This is a genomic window from Arthrobacter sp. KNU40 (assembly GCF_051515115.1).
Taxonomy (GTDB): Bacteria; Actinomycetota; Actinomycetes; order Actinomycetales; family Micrococcaceae; genus Arthrobacter.
Genome location: NZ_CP195850.1, coordinates 1,477,336 through 1,494,885 on the forward strand (window position 1 = coordinate 1,477,336; position 17,550 = coordinate 1,494,885).

Here is a 17,550-nt window from a genome sequence, read left to right on the forward strand (position 1 = left end):
TCCATAACTAAATCCAACACTTAACAGGAGTTCAACCGCATCGCGCATTCGCGGTCCTCGGTAGTGATCCCCGGGAACAGCCTTCTGTGATGAAGGCGCAGCCCGTGGGTCTCGATCGATGACCGGGTGTCGTACAGGCCAGGAACAGACGCTGGCCTGGGTCGATGCGGAAGGACTTCCGCTAAACAAGAAACGGAGGTGACTCTCAATGGAGGGTCCCGAAATCCAGTTCTCAGAAGCCATCATCGACAACGGCCGCTTCGGCAAGCGTGTTATCCGCTTCGAAACCGGCCGCCTCGCCAAGCAGGCAGCCGGCGCCGCGATGGTCTACATCGACGAAGACACCGCGCTGCTGTCCGCAACCACCGCTGGCAAGTCCCCGCGTGAAGGCTTCGACTTCTTCCCGCTGACTGTCGACGTCGAAGAGCGCATGTACGCCGCCGGCCGCATCCCGGGCTCGTTCTTCCGCCGTGAAGGCCGCCCGTCCACCGAGGCCATCCTGGCTTGCCGCCTCATGGACCGCCCCCTGCGCCCCGCGTTCGTCAAGGGCCTGCGCAACGAGGTCCAGATCGTCGTCACCGTCCTGGCGATCAACCCGGACGAGCTCTACGACGTCGTGGCCATCAACGCCTCGTCCATGTCCACCCAGCTCTCCGGCCTCCCGTTCTCCGGCCCGATCGGCGGCGTCCGCGTTGCCCTCGTCGCCGACGAACAGGGTTCGCAGTGGGTTGCTTTCCCGAAGCACTCCCAGCTCGAAAACGCCGTCTTCAACATGGTTGTCGCCGGCCGTGTTGTGTCGGGTCCCGACGGTGACGACGTCGCCATCATGATGGTTGAAGCCGAAGCCACGGACAACTCCTGGAACCTCATCAAGGAACAGGGCGCTACCGCTCCCACCGAAGAAGTTGTTTCCGAGGGCCTCGAAGCTGCCAAGCCTTTCATCAAGGCGCTGTGCGAGGCCCAGGCCGACCTGGCCGCCCGCGCTGCCAAGCCTACGGTTGAGTTCCCGATCTTCCTGGACTACCAGGACGACGTTTACGCCGCCGTTGAAGCTACCGCTGCCGAAAAGCTTGCCGCGGTCTTCCAGATCGCCGACAAGCAGGACCGCGACAACGCCTCCGACGAGCTCAAGGACGAAGTCCTCAGCGCCCACTCCGGCGAGTTCGAGGGCCGCGAGAAGGAGCTCTCCGCAGCCTTCCGCTCCCTGACCAAGCAGGTTGTGCGCCAGCGCATCCTCAAGGACCAGATCCGCATCGACGGCCGTGGCCTGACGGACATCCGCCAGCTGACTGCCGAGGTAGAGGTCCTGCCCCGCGTTCACGGTTCCGCCATCTTCGAGCGCGGCGAAACCCAGATCATGGGTGTCACCACGCTGAACATGCTCAAGATGGAACAGCAGATCGACTCGCTGTCTCCCGTCACGCGCAAGCGCTACATGCACAACTACAACTTCCCGCCGTACTCCACGGGCGAGACCGGCCGCGTCGGCTCCCCGAAGCGCCGCGAAATCGGCCACGGCGCCCTTGCAGAGCGCGCCATCATGCCGGTGCTGCCGTCCCGCGAGGAATTCCCGTACGCCATACGCCAGGTGTCCGAGGCCCTCAGCTCCAACGGTTCGACGTCGATGGGTTCCGTTTGTGCCTCCACGCTGTCCCTGCTCAATGCAGGTGTGCCGTTGAAGGCCGCTGTTGCCGGTATCGCCATGGGCCTGGTTTCCGACCAGGTTGACGGCCAGACCCGCTACGCCGCCCTGACCGACATCCTCGGCGCCGAAGATGCTTTCGGCGACATGGACTTCAAGGTTGCCGGTACTTCCGAGTTCGTCACCGCCATCCAGCTCGACACCAAGCTCGACGGCATCCCCGCATCGGTCCTGGCTGCAGCCCTGAAGCAGGCCCGCGAAGCCCGCCTGCACATCCTGGACGTCATCAACGCCGCCATCGACACTCCGGACGAGCTCTCCGAGTTCGCACCGCGCGTGATCGCCGTCAACATCCCCGTTGACAAGATCGGTGAGGTCATTGGCCCCAAGGGCAAGATGATCAACCAGATCCAGGAAGACACCGGCGCCGACATCTCCATCGAGGACGACGGCACCGTCTACATCGGCGCTACCAACGGTCCGTCTGCAGAAGCAGCCCGCGCCGCGATCAACGCCATCGCCAACCCGCAGATCCCGGAAATCGGTGAGCGTTACCTGGGCACGGTCGTCAAGACCACCACCTTCGGTGCGTTCGTTTCCCTGACCCCGGGCAAGGACGGCCTGCTGCACATCTCCGAACTGCGCAAGCTGGCCAGTGGCAAGCGCGTGGACAACGTCGATGACGTCGTCTCCGTGGGCCAGAAGATCCAGGTCGAGATCACCAAGATCGACGACCGCGGCAAGCTCTCCCTCTCCCCGGTTGTGGCTGAGGAAGAAGGCGCCTCCTCTGAAGAAGCTCCCGCCGAAGAGGCTGAAGTTTCCGCCGAGTAGCCTGAACCGGCAAACACGCGGCAGGACCGGTGGACATGTCCACCGGTCCTGCCCGGTTTAACAATGAATTCCCGTCCCGGGGGTGATGCGCCCGCTGGTACGATTGCAGCCAGATTTGGCACCCGTGATTTCCCGCAGAACTGAAAGGTCTTGATGACTGTCGTACCCCTCCCATTGGCGCAGACCGTGCCCGGCGGCGAATTGATCCATGGCGCCGAAGGCGGCTCCGTTGTCCGGCGCTCAGTGCTTCCGGGAGGCGTCCGGGTGCTCACCGAGGCCATGCCCGGGCAGCGTTCGGCAACTATCGGATTCTGGGTGGGAGTCGGCTCCCGGGACGAGGCAGACGGACAGCACGGCTCCACCCACTTCCTGGAGCATCTCCTGTTCAAAGGCACCAAGAAGCGCACCGCCCTTGAGATCGCGTCCGCTTTCGACGAGGTCGGCGGTGAATCGAATGCGGCCACGGCAAAGGAAAGCACGTGCTACTTTGCCCGGGTACTGGACACGGACCTCCCCATGGCGATCGACGTCATTGCCGACATGATCACCGGCGCCGTGCTCGATCCTGCGGAACTTGAACAGGAACGCGACGTGATCCTTGAGGAAATCGCCATGGACAGCGATGACCCCACCGACGTCGCACATGAAAATTTCGTGGCCGCGGTACTCGGCGTGCATCCGCTGGGACGCCCGATCGGTGGCACCCCTGCCGCCATCAAGGCCGTGTCCCGCGATTCCGTGTGGGCACATTACCAGCGCTACTACCGGCCGGACGAAATCGTCATCACCGCAGCCGGCGGCCTGGACCACGACGTCGTCTGCCGCCTCGTGGTCGATGCCTTGCGGACGGCCGGGTGGGAGCTGAAGGACACCGCTGCCCCCGTCGAGCGCCGCTCCACCGAGCGGGCGGATATCACGGGCACCGCAGGGCTGCATGTGATCAAGCGTCCCGTGGAGCAGGCCAACATCATCATGGGCTGCCCTTCGATCGTGGCCACAGACGATCGGCGCTTCGTGATGAGCGTCCTGAACGCGGTCCTTGGCGGTGGCATGTCTTCGCGTCTCTTCCAGGAGATCCGCGAAAAGCGGGGCCTCGTTTATTCCACCTATTCCTTTGCCTCCGCCTACGCGGACGCAGGCTACTTCGGCATGTATGCCGGCTGCACGCCGTCGAAGGTCAAGCAGGTTCTGGAACTCCTGGGCGCCGAACTGGATAAGCTCGCTGCCGACGGAATCACGGACGAGGAACTGCGCAAGGCCGTGGGCCAATTGTGCGGCGGCATCGTCCTGGCCCTTGAAGACACCGGATCCCGGATGTCCCGCCTTGGCCGTGCCGAACTCGTTTCGGGCGAATTCCAGGACATCGATGAAACGCTGGCCCGCATCAAGGCCGTCACAGCCGACCAGGTCCAGGAACTCGCCCGGGTGCTCGCAGAAGCCCCCCGCACCGTGACCGTCGTCGGGCCCTTCGAGGAAACCGAGACGTTCGGCCTCTGAACCCCGCACTCTCACAGGGACATGCCCCTCGTTGGAGCCTGGGAGTGGATATAACCCTGATATGTCCATTCCTGGTTTGGAAGAGGAGGCATGTCCGGTGTGGGGAAGGCTGGACGCGCCTGCTCGATCGGGAACATGATGGTGACGTATCCACAGCCTTGCGCAGGAGTCGCCATGAACGAGCCAATGAAGAGTCATGCACACACTGCGCTGGAGGCATTCCTGGGTCATTGGCGGGGGAGTACCGAGCTCTCGGCGTCGCCCTGGGGACCTGCCCGGACCGCCGACGCCGAGGTGACCTTCTCGCGCGCGGCAGGAGGTTACGCCTTGGTGCAGAGCTACCGGCACATTGAGCCCGACGGCACCCATTTCGAGGGGCATGGTGTCTTTACCGTTGACCCGGACCACGGGGACACCTTGTGGTACTACGTGGACAGCATGGGCAGGCCCCCGGAAGCTCCGGCTCGGGGGCATTGGGAAGACGGCACGCTGAGGCTGGAGCGACGCAGCCCCCGCGGGACGGCGCGACACACTTTCAAGGTGGACGGCGGCGTGCTGACCCATATGGCGGAGCTAAGGCTCGGGGATGCCCCGACGTTCAGCCCGTTCATGGTCTCTGTCTGCAGGCGCGTCTAAAGCTCACGTCCAGCAGGCGCATCACTCAGAGGACTCTGGCCTCCATCGACTCGACTAACCGCGCGTCTGGCATGCCGTCGAGCGAGGCCGGCCTTCCTGGTCCACTCCACACCTTTATCCGCAACGTGTTCAGCATTGATTCAGCTTGCTCCCGTTCGGCGAAATCAAGCTCAATCAGGACCCGCTGCGAATCGTCCACAAGCCTGGAGACCCGGTAGGAGACAACGCCGGAGCCGGCGCGATCCGCCGGATCCGAGTCGAACGACTGCTTCCATGCGCCGAAGTCGTTCACCGAGTGTTCGATCAGGAGGGTGTACATGGCTGTTCCTTTGCTCTTGCGCGGATAGGCACAGCGTAGGCTCCTTGGACCCTGGGAACCACCCCTCGGCCGTCGCCGGCTCAGCCGCCGGCAAACGGTGGGAGGACGTCGACGACGTCGTCCGCACCGAGAGGCGCCGATCGGTCGCGGACCGCTACCTCATTGCGCAGGAAGCTGCTGCGGGAAATGATCCGGGCCAGGGGCGGTGTTCCAGCCGGTGGTTCCGGACGTTCGACGGCGAGCACGGCCGCGATCAGCCCGTCCAGGCCGGTCCCTTCAGGGAGGTCGTGGTGTTCCTCTTCGACGCCCGCCGCGGCGCGCGCGGCAGCGAAGTATCGTACGAGCAAAGCCTCAGCCTCCGATCGCGCTCATGCTGCGGTCCGGCTGGACGAAGTCGGGTGCGCCGAGGCCCGTGTGGTCCATGCCGTGCGCCTTGGGTTTGATCCACATGGCGTCCTGCCAGCGTTGGGCGAGTTCCTCGTCGTCCGCTCCGGAGCGAAGTAGTCCCAACAGGTCGAATTCCTCGCGGGAGAACAAGCAGCTCATGATCTTGCCTTCGGCGGTGATCCGTGTGCGCCGGCAATCGGAACAGAACGGCTCGGTGACGGAGGCGATGATGCCGACGGTGCCCAGCAGCGGACCGTCGGCTTCCGCAGATTCCGGGTCCCGCCGTCGTACTTCGAATCGTTCCGCCGGTGCGCCGTCGCGTTCGCGCGGGTCCGGGGTCAGGGCGAAGTCGCGGGAGAGCAGTTCGCGGATCTCTGCCGCCGTGATCATGTCCCGCCGGGTCCAACCGTGATCGGCGTCCAGCGGCATTTGCTCGATGAAGCGCAATTCATAGCCGCGGTCCACGGCCCAGGCCAGGAGGTCGGGGGACTCGGCGTCGTTGATTCCGCGCATGAGGACGGCATTGATCTTGACCGGACCCAACCCCGCAGCCCAGGCGGCATCGACGCCGGCCAATACCTTGGCCAGGAAGGGTCGCCTGGTGAGCTTCGTGAACGTTTCTTCGTGCAGGGAGTCGAGGGACACGTTAATGCGCGTGAGCCCGGCGTCCTTGAGCGCCGCCGCCTTCTTGTCGAGTCCGACGCCGTTGGTGGTCATGGAGATCGGCAGATCGGGGTGCGCCTCGCGGAGGGCCGAGATGATGTCCACCAGGTCGGCACGCACCAAGGGCTCGCCTCCTGTGAGGCGAAGTTCGCGGACCCCGAGTTGTTCGACGCCGATCCGCACCAGCCGGACAATCTCGGCGGCGGTCATGACAGCCTGCTTGGACAACCATTCGAGGCCCTCGGCCGGCATGCAGTACGTGCAGCGCAGGTTGCATTTGTCAGTCAGGGACAAACGCATGTCGGTGGCCCGGCGTCCGTAACGGTCGAACAGGCCCGGGGGAGTTCCTGCAGGGCGCGGCGGGGGCGCAGAAACGCTGCTTCCCGTCCCGTCGCCCGTAGGGGGCAACGGCATGCCTAGCTGAACACTCATGGGTTCAGGCTACGCCAGGCAGGGCTCGAGCGTGATATCGCACACCGGTCACGTTCGTCGTCTGCTCCCGTGGAAGGCAAGGAAGGCGCGACTTCTTACGGAATGCATACGGTTGGCCCGGCGGCGCCCGGAACACATACCGCGGGCACCATGCGAATCTATGCTGAAGGTGTGAACACGCAGTCCGCCCCGCACCCTGCAGAAGTCGGCAATCGCCGCATTCTGCTGGTCGAAGATGAACAGACCATCGCCGACGTCGTCCGGGACTACCTGATCCAGGCTGGCTTCCAGGTCGATCTCGCGGGCGACGGCTTCACCGCACTGAGCCTCGCAGCCGCCAGGCGGCCCGACCTTGTCATCCTGGACCGGATGCTGCCAGGACTCGACGGCGTGGAAGTGTGCCGCAGGCTGCGCCTGGCCATGAGCGTTCCCATCATCATGGTCACCGCCCTTGGCACGGAAGACGACCGGATCCTGGGCCTGGAAACCGGAGCGGACGATTACGTCACCAAACCCTTCTCGCCCCGCGAGCTTGTCCTCCGCGTGAAGTCCGTGTTGCGCCGGAGTATCCGGGAATTCAGCCCGGAACCTCCCGTGGAACTCGCCGGCTTCGAATTGGATCCGGCGTCCCGCACAGTGCTCCAGGATGGCAAACCCCTCATGCTTACGGTGCGTGAGTTCGATCTGCTGGCCTTCCTGCTTCGTCGGCCCAACCAAGTGTTCAGCCGTGAGGACCTCATCAAGGCAGTGTGGGGCTGGGACTTCGGGGATTTGTCCACCGTGACAGTCCACGTCCGTCGCTTACGCGAAAAGATCGAGGACAACCCCACCACGCCGGTGCTGCTCAAGACCGTCTGGGGAGTCGGCTACCGCTTTGACGCGAAGGAAGGTGGACATGCAGGCAGCTGAAATGTTCGCGATCCTGGGCTGGATGCTGCTGTGGGCTGTCCTCATCGGCGCCTTGACCCTTGCCTTGCTGCGTTTCCTGCGCGGCGCGTCGATCCTGGTACAGATCTGCCTCGTGGTGGTGGCGACCGTTGCCGTTCTCGTGGCAGGGATGGTGAGCGCCTTCAATGCGATGTTCATTTCCGCTGTGGACCTCGAAGTCATGTGGTACATCCTCGGGGTGGCCTCGGCCGTGGCAATAGCGATTTCCCTCGTCCTCGGGGCCGGGGTGTCCCGCAACGCCATCCGGCTCGTGGCAGCAACGCGGCGCCTCGGCAGCGGAGAAGCCCTCGATGGCTCCTTCCTGGCACAATCAGGATCGCGGCGGGCCGGACCCGCAATGAACTCCGAGCTTGCCCAGCTCGCCCAGGAACTCGAAGCGAGCAGCATCAAACTCGAGGAATCCCGACGACGGGAAGCCGCCGTCGAAACCGCCCGCCGCGAACTGGTCTCCTGGATCTCGCACGACCTCCGGACCCCTTTGGCCAGCATGCGGGCCATGGCCGAAGCGCTGGAAGACGGCATGGCCTCCGACGTCCCAACGTACTACCGCAAGATCATCGCCCAGACGGACCAGATGGCCGTTATGGTCAACGACCTCTTGGAACTGTCCAAAATCCAGGCCGGAACGCTCCGGCTCAGCGCAGAATCCTTGGACCTCTACGACCTCGTGAGCGACGCGATTGCCGACCTTGCGCCGCTCGCCGCCCAGCGCGGCATCCGGCTCGACGGCGGCGGCGACCGCGAGTGCATGGCCGTCGCGGACGGCCCGAGCCTGGGAAGGGCCGTCCGGAACGTGGTGCTTAACGCGATTATCTACAGCCGGCCCGACGGCGGGGTCATGGTTCGCGTCGGACGCGACGGAAGCGACGCCGTCGTGGACGTCGTGGACAGCTGCGGCGGCATCGACGATGAGGATCTCGCCCACGTTTTCGAGACCGGTTGGCAAAAGGACCGTTCCCGGGGAGCGGGAATACCCGTCGAAGGGGGTCCACCGCGGTATAGCGGGGCAGGCGTAGGACTCAGCATGGTGGCGGGCATCGTGAAGGCGCATGGCGGCATGGTCACGGTGGCGAACACGGGCGAGGGCTGCCGTTTCACACTCCGCCTTCCATCGGGTGCGCAGGCTACCCCATCCCGCACCGAGGTATTTCCGACACAGACAGTTCCCGCGGACACCATTCCGGCAAAGAGCCGCAAACAGGCAGGCACATCATGAGCAGGACCACTTCGAAGAAAACCAGTACCAGGACGGCGGCCCGATGGGCGGCGGCGTGCGGCGTGGTGGCCATCGGACTCGGGGTGGCGGCCGGCGAGTTGCTGGCCGGGTTCCTGAGCCCCTCCGTCTCGCCGGTCACCGCGCTGGGGGGCGTGGTCATCGACGCCGTTCCGGGTTGGGCCAAGGAACTGGCCGTCAACCTTTTCGGCACCGCCGACAAACTTGCCTTGATCGTCAGCATCGCCCTGGTGACCTTCGTCCTCGCCGCGGTCGCCGGCCTCCTGGAGTATCGGCGAAAGGGAGCGGGGCTGGCGCTTGCCTTGCTCGCTGGAGCGGCGGGGCTGGCTGCCGTCCTGACCCGTGCCCAGGCCGCGCCCACTGCGGCAATCGCCCCCGTCGTGGCCACCATCGTCACCATGCTTTTCCTCCGGCTCCTGATCCAGCGGCTCGAAACCTGGCGACCCATGCCCGAAGCAGCCGACATGCCATTGGCCCGCCGGAGCTTCATGCAATTGCTGGGTGGAGCCGCGATCGCGGCGGCGGCGGCAGGCATCATCACGACCCTGGTGCGCAGGGCGGGAACGGTGGCATCCGATTTCCGCCGCGGGGTGGCCCTGCCCGCCCCGGTGACTCCTCCGCAAAAGGTTCCCGACGGCGCTGCACTCACCTTGGCGGGCCTGCAGCCGCTCGTCACACCGAACCCCGACTTCTACCGGATCGACACTGCGCTGATCCCGCCGGCCGTGAATCCGCCGGACTGGACCCTCAAGGTGACCGGCTTGGTGGAGCGCGAAGTCCAGTTGGATTTCGCCACGCTGCTGAGCAAGCCGATGATCGAGCGCTACGTGACCATCGCTTGCGTGTCCAACGAAGTCGGCGGAGACCTGATCGGCAACGCCCTCTGGCTGGGCTGGCCGGTCCGCGAACTCCTCGCCATGGCCGGACCCAAGCCCGGGGCGGACATGGTGCTGTCCCGCAGCACTGACGGCTGGACCGCCGGAACCCCCCTCGAAGCGCTCACCGACAATCGCGACGCGATCCTCGCTGTCGGAATGAACGGCGAACCGTTGCCGCTGGAGCACGGCTTCCCCGTCCGGATGGTCGTCCCGGGCCTCTATGGATATGTTTCGGCCACCAAATGGCTGACGGAACTGAAGGTGACCCGTTTCGCCGACGACCAGGGCTACTGGGTTCCGCGAGGTTGGAGCGACCACGGTCCCATCAAGACGCAGTCCCGTATCGACGTGCCCCGGGACGGCCGCTCGGTCAAGGCCGGAACGGTCCAGTTCGGCGGTGTCGCCTGGGCTCAACACCGCGGCGTTTCCCGCGTGGAGTTGCGCGTCGACCGCGGCAATTGGCAGGAAGCCAAGCTAGCCCCGGGGATCTCGTCGGACACGTGGTACCAATGGCAGCTGGGCCTTGAGTTGGGCTCAGGGAACCATGAAGTCCAGGTCCGTGCCACCGATGCCACGGGTACCCCGCAGCCCGAAGCCCGAACCCCCGTGGCACCGGACGGCGCCACGGGGTTCCACACCATCCATGTCACTGCAAACTGATACTAGGCTGGGTAGGTCCGAGCGAAACAACCCGGGAGGAACCCTCGTGGCACGATCCGTCGCAGCCCACCGTCAAGCCGTCCAGGAGTTGCTGTCCGGCCTTGCGCACATAGACGGCACCGAAGAGCTGCCGTTGTTGGGGGCGCTCGGCCGGGTACTTGCCGCCGACGTCTTGGCCCCGCTCAGCCTGCCGCCGTTCGCCAACTCCCAGATGGACGGTTTTGCTGTCCGCGCAGCGGACCTCGCCCCGCACGCAGGGAGCGACGCCGGTGCGGAGCTGACGGTCGTGGATCCCGTCCCGGCCGGCGCGGCACCGGCACGGCTCATGCCTGGCACCGCAGCCCCGATCATGACCGGCGCCATGATGCCCGAGGGTGCCGACGCCGTCGTGCCCATCGAACAGGCAGTGCCTGATGTCTTTCCCGTCCCCGGTGTCCCATCAACCGTCCGCCTTCCCACCACTGAGCCCGGAACGTTCGTCCGCGACGCGGGGAGCGACATCACGGCGGGAACCGTTGCCTTGCGCGGGGGAACGGCCCTCGGACCCGGGCAATTGGGGCTGCTAGCCGCCATGGGGATGACCGCCGTCGAGGTCCGCACGCCGGTGCGCGTGCTCCTGGTCACCACCGGCGATGAAGTCGTGGAACCCGGTACGTCCCTGCCGGAAGGCAAGATCTACGATTCCAACGGAACCCTTCTCGAAGCCGCCATGCTTCAGTCCGGCCTCCACGTCACGCGGACGGGAATCAGCGGCGACAATCCTACCGAGCTGCTGGCGCTCCTTCGCAGCCTGGGCGGCACCGTCGATCTCATCGTCAGCACCGGAGGCGTCAGCAAGGGCGCCTACGAAGTGGTCCGGCAGGCCATGATGGACCAGCCGGTCGAATTCGTGTCGGTGGCCATGCAACCCGGCGGCCCCCAAGGGATCGGAACGTTCGACGGCCTGCCCTTCCTGGGATTCCCGGGCAATCCCGTGAGCTGCCTCGTGTCCTTCGAAATGTTCCTTCGCCCGGCGCTCGCCGCCGTCGTGGGCAGCCCTGCATTGCGGCCGAGCCTGCAGGCGCGCCTTGCGGAGTCGTTGACCTCGCCGGCCGGTAAGCACCAGGTCCGCCGGGGCACCCTTCTTCCCGGCGGAACGGTCAGGCTTGAGGGGGGTCCAGGCTCCCATCTCATCCATGCGCTCGCCAACTCGAACGCGCTGGTCCAGGTGCCTGCAGCAGTCACGGAACTCGACGCCGGGGCGGAAGTGGAAGTATGGATGTTGTGAATGACACTCCAGACCCCGCCAGCATCGGCGGCGCCCTTACGCATTTGCGCCAAGACGGCGGCGCCCTTACGCATTTGCGCCAAGACGGTACAGCCCAAATGGTCGATGTCTCCGAAAAGGCCGTGACCACGCGGGAGGCCACCGCCACCGCCACGGTCCACAGCACGTCCGAGGTGCTCACCCTGCTCGGCGCCGGTGACCTCCCGAAGGGCGACGCCCTTGCGGTGGCGCGCGTTGCCGGCATCATGGCAGCCAAGAAGACGCCCGAACTCATCCCGCTGTGCCACCCGCTGCCGATTTCCAAGGTCACTGTGGACTTCGAACTCGGCCCGGACACCGTGGTTGTCCTGGCAACGGTGAAGACCAGGGGCGTCACGGGCGTGGAGATGGAAGCTTTGACTGCGGCCTCCGTTGCTGCCTTGAGCGTCTACGACATGATCAAGGCAGTGGATAAGCACGCTGTCATCAGCGGCATCCAGGTGTTGGCCAAGAGCGGCGGAAAGAGCGGCGACTGGGCCCTTCCCGCGTCGTCCGGTGCGTCCGCCGTGCCCGGTCCATCCGGCGAAGGAGAAAGCGCATGAACGCCTGCGAACCTGCGCGTGGTCCGCGGAAGGCCGGCGTTGTCATCGCGTCCAACCGTGCCGCGGCAGGAATCTACGAGGACAAGAGCGGCCCCGTGATCCTGGACTGGTTGGTCGAACACGGCTACGAGACCTTCCCCGTCATGGTGGTCCCGGACGGTGAGCCGGTCGGTGCCGCCATCCGTGCGCTGCTGACCCTGGAACCCGCCGTCGTCATTACCAGCGGCGGCACCGGGCTGAGCCCCGATGACCGCACTCCGGAAGTCACCCTGCCTTTGCTGGATCGCGAAATACCGGGGCTCATGGAAGGCATCCGCCGCGCCGGAGCCGCCAAGACACCCATGGCGATGCTGAGCCGGGGCCATGCCGGTACAGCAGGCAAGACATTCATTGTGAACCTGCCGGGTTCGCCGAAGGGCGTCATGGACGGCCTTGCCGTCCTTGATCCCGTCATCGCCCACCTTTGCGATCAATTGGAGGGAAGTCATGACCACTGAAACCGACTTCGAAGTCATCAGCGCGATCCTTAGCGCGGAGCCGATTTCCGTGGACCAGGCCATAGCAGCCGTGGAATCGGATACGGCGGGAGCGGTGGTGAGCTTCAGCGGCGTGGTCCGGAACCACGACGGCGGCAAACCGGTCGACAGGCTCAGCTACAGCGCCCACCCCACCGCGCACCAGGTCATGGCCGACGTCGTGGCGAAGCTTGTGGCGGAGCACTCGGGGGAGGCCGCGCAGCCTGTCCGGATCTGGGCAGCACACCGGATCGGATTGCTGGAGATTGGCGAACCTGCGCTCGTCTGCGCCGTTGCCGCTGCACACCGCGGCCAAGCCTTCGCAGTGTGCTCGGAGCTCGTGGACAGGATCAAAGCCCAAGTGCCCATCTGGAAGGAACAGTTCTTCAGCGACGGCACGGTCGAGTGGGTCGGGGCCGGCGAATAGGGTCGCTTCCGACTCCACGTTGGGGCAATCCCGGTACGCGTCGCCCGGTAGGGTTAAGGGCATGACCGAACAACTTGCTGTCGCCGTGCTCGGCGCCCAGGGCCGCATGGGTATCGAAGCCGTCAAGGCGGTGGAGGCAGCCGCCGACATGAAGCTCGTCGCGGCCCTCGGCCGCGGCGATTCCCTTGATATCCTGCTCGACGCCGGCGCCAAGTATGTCGTCGACCTGACCGTTCCGGACAGCACCGAAGCGAACGTCCGCTTCGCCGTCGAACACGGCATGCACGCTGTTGTCGGCACCACCGGTTGGGACGCGGCGCGGCTCGCGGCCTTGCGCGGCTTGCTTGCGGCGAACCCGGAGGCAGGCGTCCTTATCGCCCCCAACTTCGCCCTCGGCTCCGTCCTCGCCTCGGCCTTCGCCGCCAAGGCCTCCAAGTATTTCGAATCGGTGGAAATCATCGAGTTGCACCACCCGAACAAGGTTGATGCTCCCTCGGGCACAGCCGTCCGCACGGCCCAACTCATTGCCGCCGCCCGCGAAGAAGCCGGAGTCCCCGCGAGCCCGGATGCCACGAACACCGCCCTTGACGGTGCCCGTGGTTGCGATGTAGATGGCGTCCGAGTCCACAGCGTTCGCTTGCGGGGACTCGTGGCACATCAGGAAGTGCTCCTCGGCGGGCCGGGAGAGCAACTGACCATCCGCCACGATTCCTTCGACCGGGCGTCCTTCATGCCCGGCGTGTTGCTGGGTCTGCGTAATGTGGCGTCCCACCCCGGGCTGACGGTCGGCCTGGACGGCTATCTGGATCTGGGGCTGTAGGCACATGGGCTCGCTCTGGAACGCATTCAAGCAGAACCGCACCAAGATCTGGGTGGGTGCCGTCACCTTGTTGTTGGTTCTTTACCTCGTGGTCACCTTCGAGCGCTCGATACTGCTTCTCAGTGACGCGAACCTGGTAGCCAAGGGAATCGGCGCTGCCTACTTGGTGCTTCCCATCATCGGAGCGTGGGCGCTGATCCGCGAGCTCGTGTTCGGTGCGCGCACGGAGAAGATGGCGAAGGTGCTCGAAGCCGAAGGCGGGCTGCCCGTGGACAACTTGCCCCGCACACCGGGAGGCCGCATCGTGCGTGCCGCCGCGGACGCCGAGTTTGAGAAGTACCGCGTGGAGGCCGAGGCCGCCCCCGAGGACTGGCGTTCCTGGTTCCGGCTCAGTTGCGCCTACGATGCCGCGGGCGACCGCAAGCGCGCAAGGGAATCCATGCGCGACGCCGTGCGCCTCTTCCGCACTGAGCCCACCGCAGCGGAGCGGTAGCGGCTGCCGCCAAGAAGGAGACACACCTTGTGTTCGAATATATGTTCGAATACCATGGCTGCATGAACGATCCTTCGAAGCGGCCGAACGGCTATCCCCAAGGCCTGGATGGGCCCATGAAGGCGATGAGCCCGGGCGTCGTCGATTTCCTCTTCCGGCAGCTTGTGGCAGGGGAGCCGCCTGAAGATGTGCAGTGGCGGCGCGAGGGAACCGTTCTGGGCGAACAGCAGCCGGGCGCCGAACTCGCCAGGCGGCTCGAGGAGACTGACCTCGAATCGTTGACCCCCGTTGAATTGTTCGACTATGTGCGGGCCGCCCAGCGGCTGGGAGCATGGGCAGACCGCTTGCGGGAGTCAGCGGTTGCGCTGTACTGCTCGCCGGAGGCGCCAGCCAAGCCCGGGCGCCATAGCGACGCCTCAGCCTGAGGCCTTGCTCCCATTTAGTTGAATTTGACGACAATCACGCGGGCCCCATTCTCCTAACCCGCAGCTGACAGGGTAACGTTTTTCATATGTCTGACTCTCGTGCGAACGTTCCTGCTCTCGGTACCCTTCTGACCGCCATGGTCACCCCGTTCACCAAGGACGGCGAAGTTGACTACAAGCAGGCAGCGGAACTGGCAGTCAAGCTTGTTGACGACGGCTGCGATGGCTTGGTCGTCACCGGAACAACCGGGGAGACATCCACGCTCACCGATGAGGAAAACCTCGGCATGTTCCGCGCCGTGAAGGAAGCCGTAGGCGGTCGCGCGGCCATCATCGCGGGAACCGGAACCAACGACACCGCGCACTCGGTGCACCTCTCCCAGGAAGCCGCGAAGCTCGGCGTCGACGGACTCCTGATCGTCACTCCGTACTACAACAAGCCGAGCCAGGCCGGCGTCCGCGCCCACTTCGAGGCCATTGCGTCCGCCACCGAGCTCCCCGTCATGCTCTATGACATTCCCGGACGCTCCTCCATTCAGATCACGCCGGAGACCATGATCGGCCTGGCCGCCCACCCCAACATCGTTGCGGTCAAGGATGCCAAAGCCGACTTCGCCGCGGCCACCCGCGTCATGGCCGAAACCGACCTCCTCTTCTACTCGGGGGACGACGGCCTGACCCTCCAGTGGATGGCCATGGGTGCGGTAGGCCTGATTGGCGTCACCACCCACGTCGTTACCCGCCGTTTCCGTGAGCTCATCGACGCCATCAACTCGAACGACCTTGGCACGGCACGCAAGATCAACTTCGAACTCGAGCCCGTGATCCGCGCAACCATGACCCGGGTCCAAGGCGCCGTCGCCGCCAAACAAATTCTTAAATGGCAGGGAGTCCTGCCCAACTCGGTTGTCCGTTTGCCCCTCGTGGAGCCGGACGCCGCCGAGATCGCAATCATCCGCGAGGACTTGGCGGAAGCTGGAATGGACTTCACTGTCTAGAACGATTCCGCCGGAAAGTAGCGCATTATGACCCAAACCGCCCTTCCCGGACTTGTCACCCCGCCCAAACTTCCGCAGGGAACACTCCGGATTGTGCCCCTTGGCGGGCTGGGGGAGATCGGCCGCAACATGGCCGTATTCGAAATCAACGGCAAGCTGCTGGTAGTTGACTGCGGCGTTCTCTTCCCTGAAGAGACCCAGCCGGGTGTCGACCTGATCCTGCCCGATTTCTCGTATATCGAGGACAGGTTGGACGACGTCGTTGCCATCGTCCTGACGCACGGCCACGAAGACCACATCGGCGCTGTGCCGTACCTTCTTCGCCTGCGTCCGGACCTGCCGTTGGTCGGTTCCCAGCTGACGCTTGCCCTCGTCGAGGCCAAGCTCCAGGAACACCGGATCAAGCCGTACACGCTCACGGTCGCCGAAGGACAGGTGGAGCAGTTCGGCCCCTTCGAATGCGAATTCGTTGCCGTCAACCACTCCATTCCGGACGCCTTGGCGGTGTTCATCCGCACCGTGGGCGGCAATGTGCTGCACACGGGCGATTTCAAGATGGACCAATTGCCGCTGGACGGCCGCATCACGGACCTTCGCCACTTCGCCCGCCTGGGCGAAGAAGGGGTGGACCTATTCATGGCCGACTCCACCAACGCGGACGTCCCCGGCTTCACGACGGCGGAAAAGGAAATCGGTCCCACCCTGGACCGCTTGTTCGGCCAAGCCAAGAAGCGCATCATCGTTGCGTCCTTCTCCTCGCACGTGCACCGGGTCCAGCAAGTGCTCGACGCCGCCGCCAAGCATGGCCGCAATGTCGCCTTCGTGGGCCGTTCCATGGTGCGCAACATGGCTATCGCCGCGAAACTGGGCTACCTTGACGTCCCGCCGGGAATCCTCGTGGACATCAAGAACATCGACAACCTTCCGGACCACCGCGTGGTTCTCATGTCCACAGGCTCGCAGGGTGAACCCATGGCGGCCCTGTCCCGGATGGCCAACGGAGACCACCGCGTGGTGGTCGGCCAGGGCGATACCGTCATCCTGGCCTCGAGCCTCATCCCCGGCAACGAGAACGCTGTCTACCGGATCATCAACGGCTTGCTCAAGCTTGGCGCCGACGTCGTTCACAAGGGCAACGCCAAAGTGCACGTCTCCGGCCACGCCGCTGCGGGCGAACTGCTCTACTGCTACAACATCCTCAAGCCCCTCAACGCGATGCCTGTGCACGGCGAAATGCGCCACCTCATCGCCAACGGCAACCTGGCGGAGGACTCCGGCGTCCCTTCGGACCGAGTCATCCTCAGCGACAACGGCACGGTCATTGACGTCAGGGACCACAAAGCCAATGTGGTGGGCCAGGTGGAAGTGGGCTTCGTCTACGTGGACGGCTCCAGCGTGGGTGAAATCACCGACGCCGACCTCAAGGACCGCAGGATCCTCGGCGACGAGGGCTTCATCTCCGTTATCACCGTGATCAACCGGACCACCGGCAAGATCGTCTCGGGCCCGGAAATCCACGCCCGCGGCGTCGCCGAGGACGATTCTGTCTTTGACGAGATCATCCCCAAGATCAACGCAGCCCTCGAAGACGCAGTGCTCCACCACGCGGAACACACCACCCACCAGCTCCAGCAAGTGGTGCGTCGTGTGATCGGCACGTGGGTCAACCGCAAGCTTCGCCGGCGCCCCATGATCATCCCGTTGGTCTTGGAAGCTTAATCCCGCAGGCATAGTCCTGCAGGCGGCGCCGGCACAGGCATCGGTGTCAGGCTCCGAACGGCCCGGTTCACGCGAACCGGGCCGTTCGTGTTTCAGGACCAACCCGACTCCATGCCGGATCCGCAGATTGTCCAACAGGGGCAACATGGTTCCTCCGCGCCCCTGAAATCCGCGGGTT

Annotated in this window: 18 protein-coding genes; 15 read left to right on the plus strand and 3 right to left on the minus strand. The window is 65.0% G+C overall.

Annotation, left to right across the window (positions count from 1 at the left end; genetic code table 11):
• Positions 1-208: 208 nt before the first annotated feature.
• The 3 genes from ACSKT0_RS06965 to ACSKT0_RS06975 all read left to right on the plus strand — a co-directional run bounded on the left by ACSKT0_RS06965 (position 209) and on the right by ACSKT0_RS06975 (position 4,606).
• Complete coding sequence (locus ACSKT0_RS06965) at positions 209-2,473, plus strand: polyribonucleotide nucleotidyltransferase (protein WP_437773103.1); 2,265 nt, start codon at positions 209-211, stop codon at positions 2,471-2,473.
• Positions 2,474-2,626: 153 nt separating this feature from the next.
• Positions 2,627-3,970 (plus strand): M16 family metallopeptidase, encoded by a 1,344-nt coding sequence (locus ACSKT0_RS06970; RefSeq protein WP_437773104.1) that lies wholly within the window; start codon positions 2,627-2,629, stop codon positions 3,968-3,970.
• Between the two features lie 174 nt (positions 3,971-4,144).
• Positions 4,145-4,606, plus strand: a complete 462-nt coding sequence (locus ACSKT0_RS06975; protein ID WP_437773105.1) for a DUF1579 family protein — start codon at positions 4,145-4,147, stop codon at positions 4,604-4,606.
• A 25-nt stretch (positions 4,607-4,631) separates the two neighbouring features.
• Here ACSKT0_RS06975 and ACSKT0_RS06980 read toward each other — a convergent pair whose 3' ends face one another.
• From ACSKT0_RS06980 to moaA, 3 genes are all read right to left on the minus strand, one after another.
• Positions 4,632-4,925, minus strand: coding sequence for a hypothetical protein (locus ACSKT0_RS06980; RefSeq protein ID WP_437773106.1), 294 nt, complete (start codon positions 4,923-4,925; stop codon positions 4,632-4,634).
• Positions 4,926-5,005: 80 nt separating this feature from the next.
• Positions 5,006-5,272, minus strand: coding sequence for a MoaD/ThiS family protein (locus ACSKT0_RS06985; RefSeq protein ID WP_345449795.1), 267 nt, complete (start codon positions 5,270-5,272; stop codon positions 5,006-5,008).
• Positions 5,273-5,276: 4 nt separating this feature from the next.
• On the minus strand, positions 5,277-6,407 hold the full coding sequence (gene moaA, locus ACSKT0_RS06990) for a GTP 3',8-cyclase MoaA (RefSeq protein ID WP_437773107.1): 1,131 nt from the start codon (positions 6,405-6,407) through the stop codon (positions 5,277-5,279).
• A 150-nt stretch (positions 6,408-6,557) separates the two neighbouring features.
• Between moaA and ACSKT0_RS06995 the strand changes: the two genes are divergently transcribed.
• The 12 genes from ACSKT0_RS06995 (at position 6,558) to ACSKT0_RS07050 (ending at position 17,372) form a co-directional block, all read left to right on the plus strand.
• On the plus strand, positions 6,558-7,316 hold the full coding sequence (locus tag ACSKT0_RS06995; RefSeq protein WP_437773108.1) for a response regulator transcription factor: 759 nt from the start codon (positions 6,558-6,560) through the stop codon (positions 7,314-7,316).
• Complete coding sequence (locus tag ACSKT0_RS07000) at positions 7,303-8,571, plus strand: sensor histidine kinase (RefSeq protein ID WP_437773109.1); 1,269 nt, start codon at positions 7,303-7,305, stop codon at positions 8,569-8,571. The genes ACSKT0_RS06995 and ACSKT0_RS07000 overlap by 14 nt, the downstream gene beginning before the upstream one ends.
• Positions 8,568-10,127, plus strand: coding sequence for a molybdopterin-dependent oxidoreductase (locus tag ACSKT0_RS07005; protein ID WP_437773110.1), 1,560 nt, complete (start codon positions 8,568-8,570; stop codon positions 10,125-10,127). The genes ACSKT0_RS07000 and ACSKT0_RS07005 overlap by 4 nt, the downstream gene beginning before the upstream one ends.
• On the plus strand, positions 10,111-11,394 hold the full coding sequence (locus ACSKT0_RS07010) for a molybdopterin molybdotransferase MoeA (RefSeq protein WP_437773111.1): 1,284 nt from the start codon (positions 10,111-10,113) through the stop codon (positions 11,392-11,394). The genes ACSKT0_RS07005 and ACSKT0_RS07010 overlap by 17 nt, the downstream gene beginning before the upstream one ends.
• The gene (gene moaC, locus ACSKT0_RS07015) at positions 11,382-11,975 is read left to right on the plus strand and encodes a cyclic pyranopterin monophosphate synthase MoaC (RefSeq protein WP_437773112.1); all 594 of its coding nucleotides are present in this window, start codon (positions 11,382-11,384) and stop codon (positions 11,973-11,975) included. The genes ACSKT0_RS07010 and moaC overlap by 13 nt, the downstream gene beginning before the upstream one ends.
• Positions 11,972-12,472: a MogA/MoaB family molybdenum cofactor biosynthesis protein gene (locus ACSKT0_RS07020; protein ID WP_437773113.1), complete on the plus strand. Its 501-nt coding sequence runs from the start codon at positions 11,972-11,974 to the stop codon at positions 12,470-12,472. The genes moaC and ACSKT0_RS07020 overlap by 4 nt, the downstream gene beginning before the upstream one ends.
• The gene (locus ACSKT0_RS07025) at positions 12,462-12,917 is read left to right on the plus strand and encodes a molybdenum cofactor biosynthesis protein MoaE (protein ID WP_236816685.1); all 456 of its coding nucleotides are present in this window, start codon (positions 12,462-12,464) and stop codon (positions 12,915-12,917) included. Before ACSKT0_RS07020 ends, ACSKT0_RS07025 begins: the two co-directional genes overlap by 11 nt.
• Positions 12,918-12,978: 61 nt before the next feature.
• On the plus strand, positions 12,979-13,737 hold the full coding sequence (dapB, locus tag ACSKT0_RS07030; protein ID WP_437773114.1) for a 4-hydroxy-tetrahydrodipicolinate reductase: 759 nt from the start codon (positions 12,979-12,981) through the stop codon (positions 13,735-13,737).
• A gap of 4 nt (positions 13,738-13,741) precedes the next feature.
• Entirely contained in the window at positions 13,742-14,230 is a 489-nt protein-coding gene (locus ACSKT0_RS07035) for a hypothetical protein (RefSeq protein ID WP_236816689.1), read from the plus strand.
• Positions 14,231-14,292: 62 nt separating this feature from the next.
• Complete coding sequence (locus tag ACSKT0_RS07040; RefSeq protein WP_437773115.1) at positions 14,293-14,655, plus strand: hypothetical protein; 363 nt, start codon at positions 14,293-14,295, stop codon at positions 14,653-14,655.
• A gap of 86 nt (positions 14,656-14,741) precedes the next feature.
• A complete protein-coding gene (gene dapA, locus ACSKT0_RS07045) occupies positions 14,742-15,653 on the plus strand; it encodes a 4-hydroxy-tetrahydrodipicolinate synthase (RefSeq protein ID WP_437773116.1) in 912 nt (303 codons plus the stop codon).
• Between the two features lie 27 nt (positions 15,654-15,680).
• A complete protein-coding gene (locus tag ACSKT0_RS07050; RefSeq protein WP_437773117.1) occupies positions 15,681-17,372 on the plus strand; it encodes a ribonuclease J in 1,692 nt (563 codons plus the stop codon).
• Positions 17,373-17,550 lie beyond the last annotated feature (178 nt).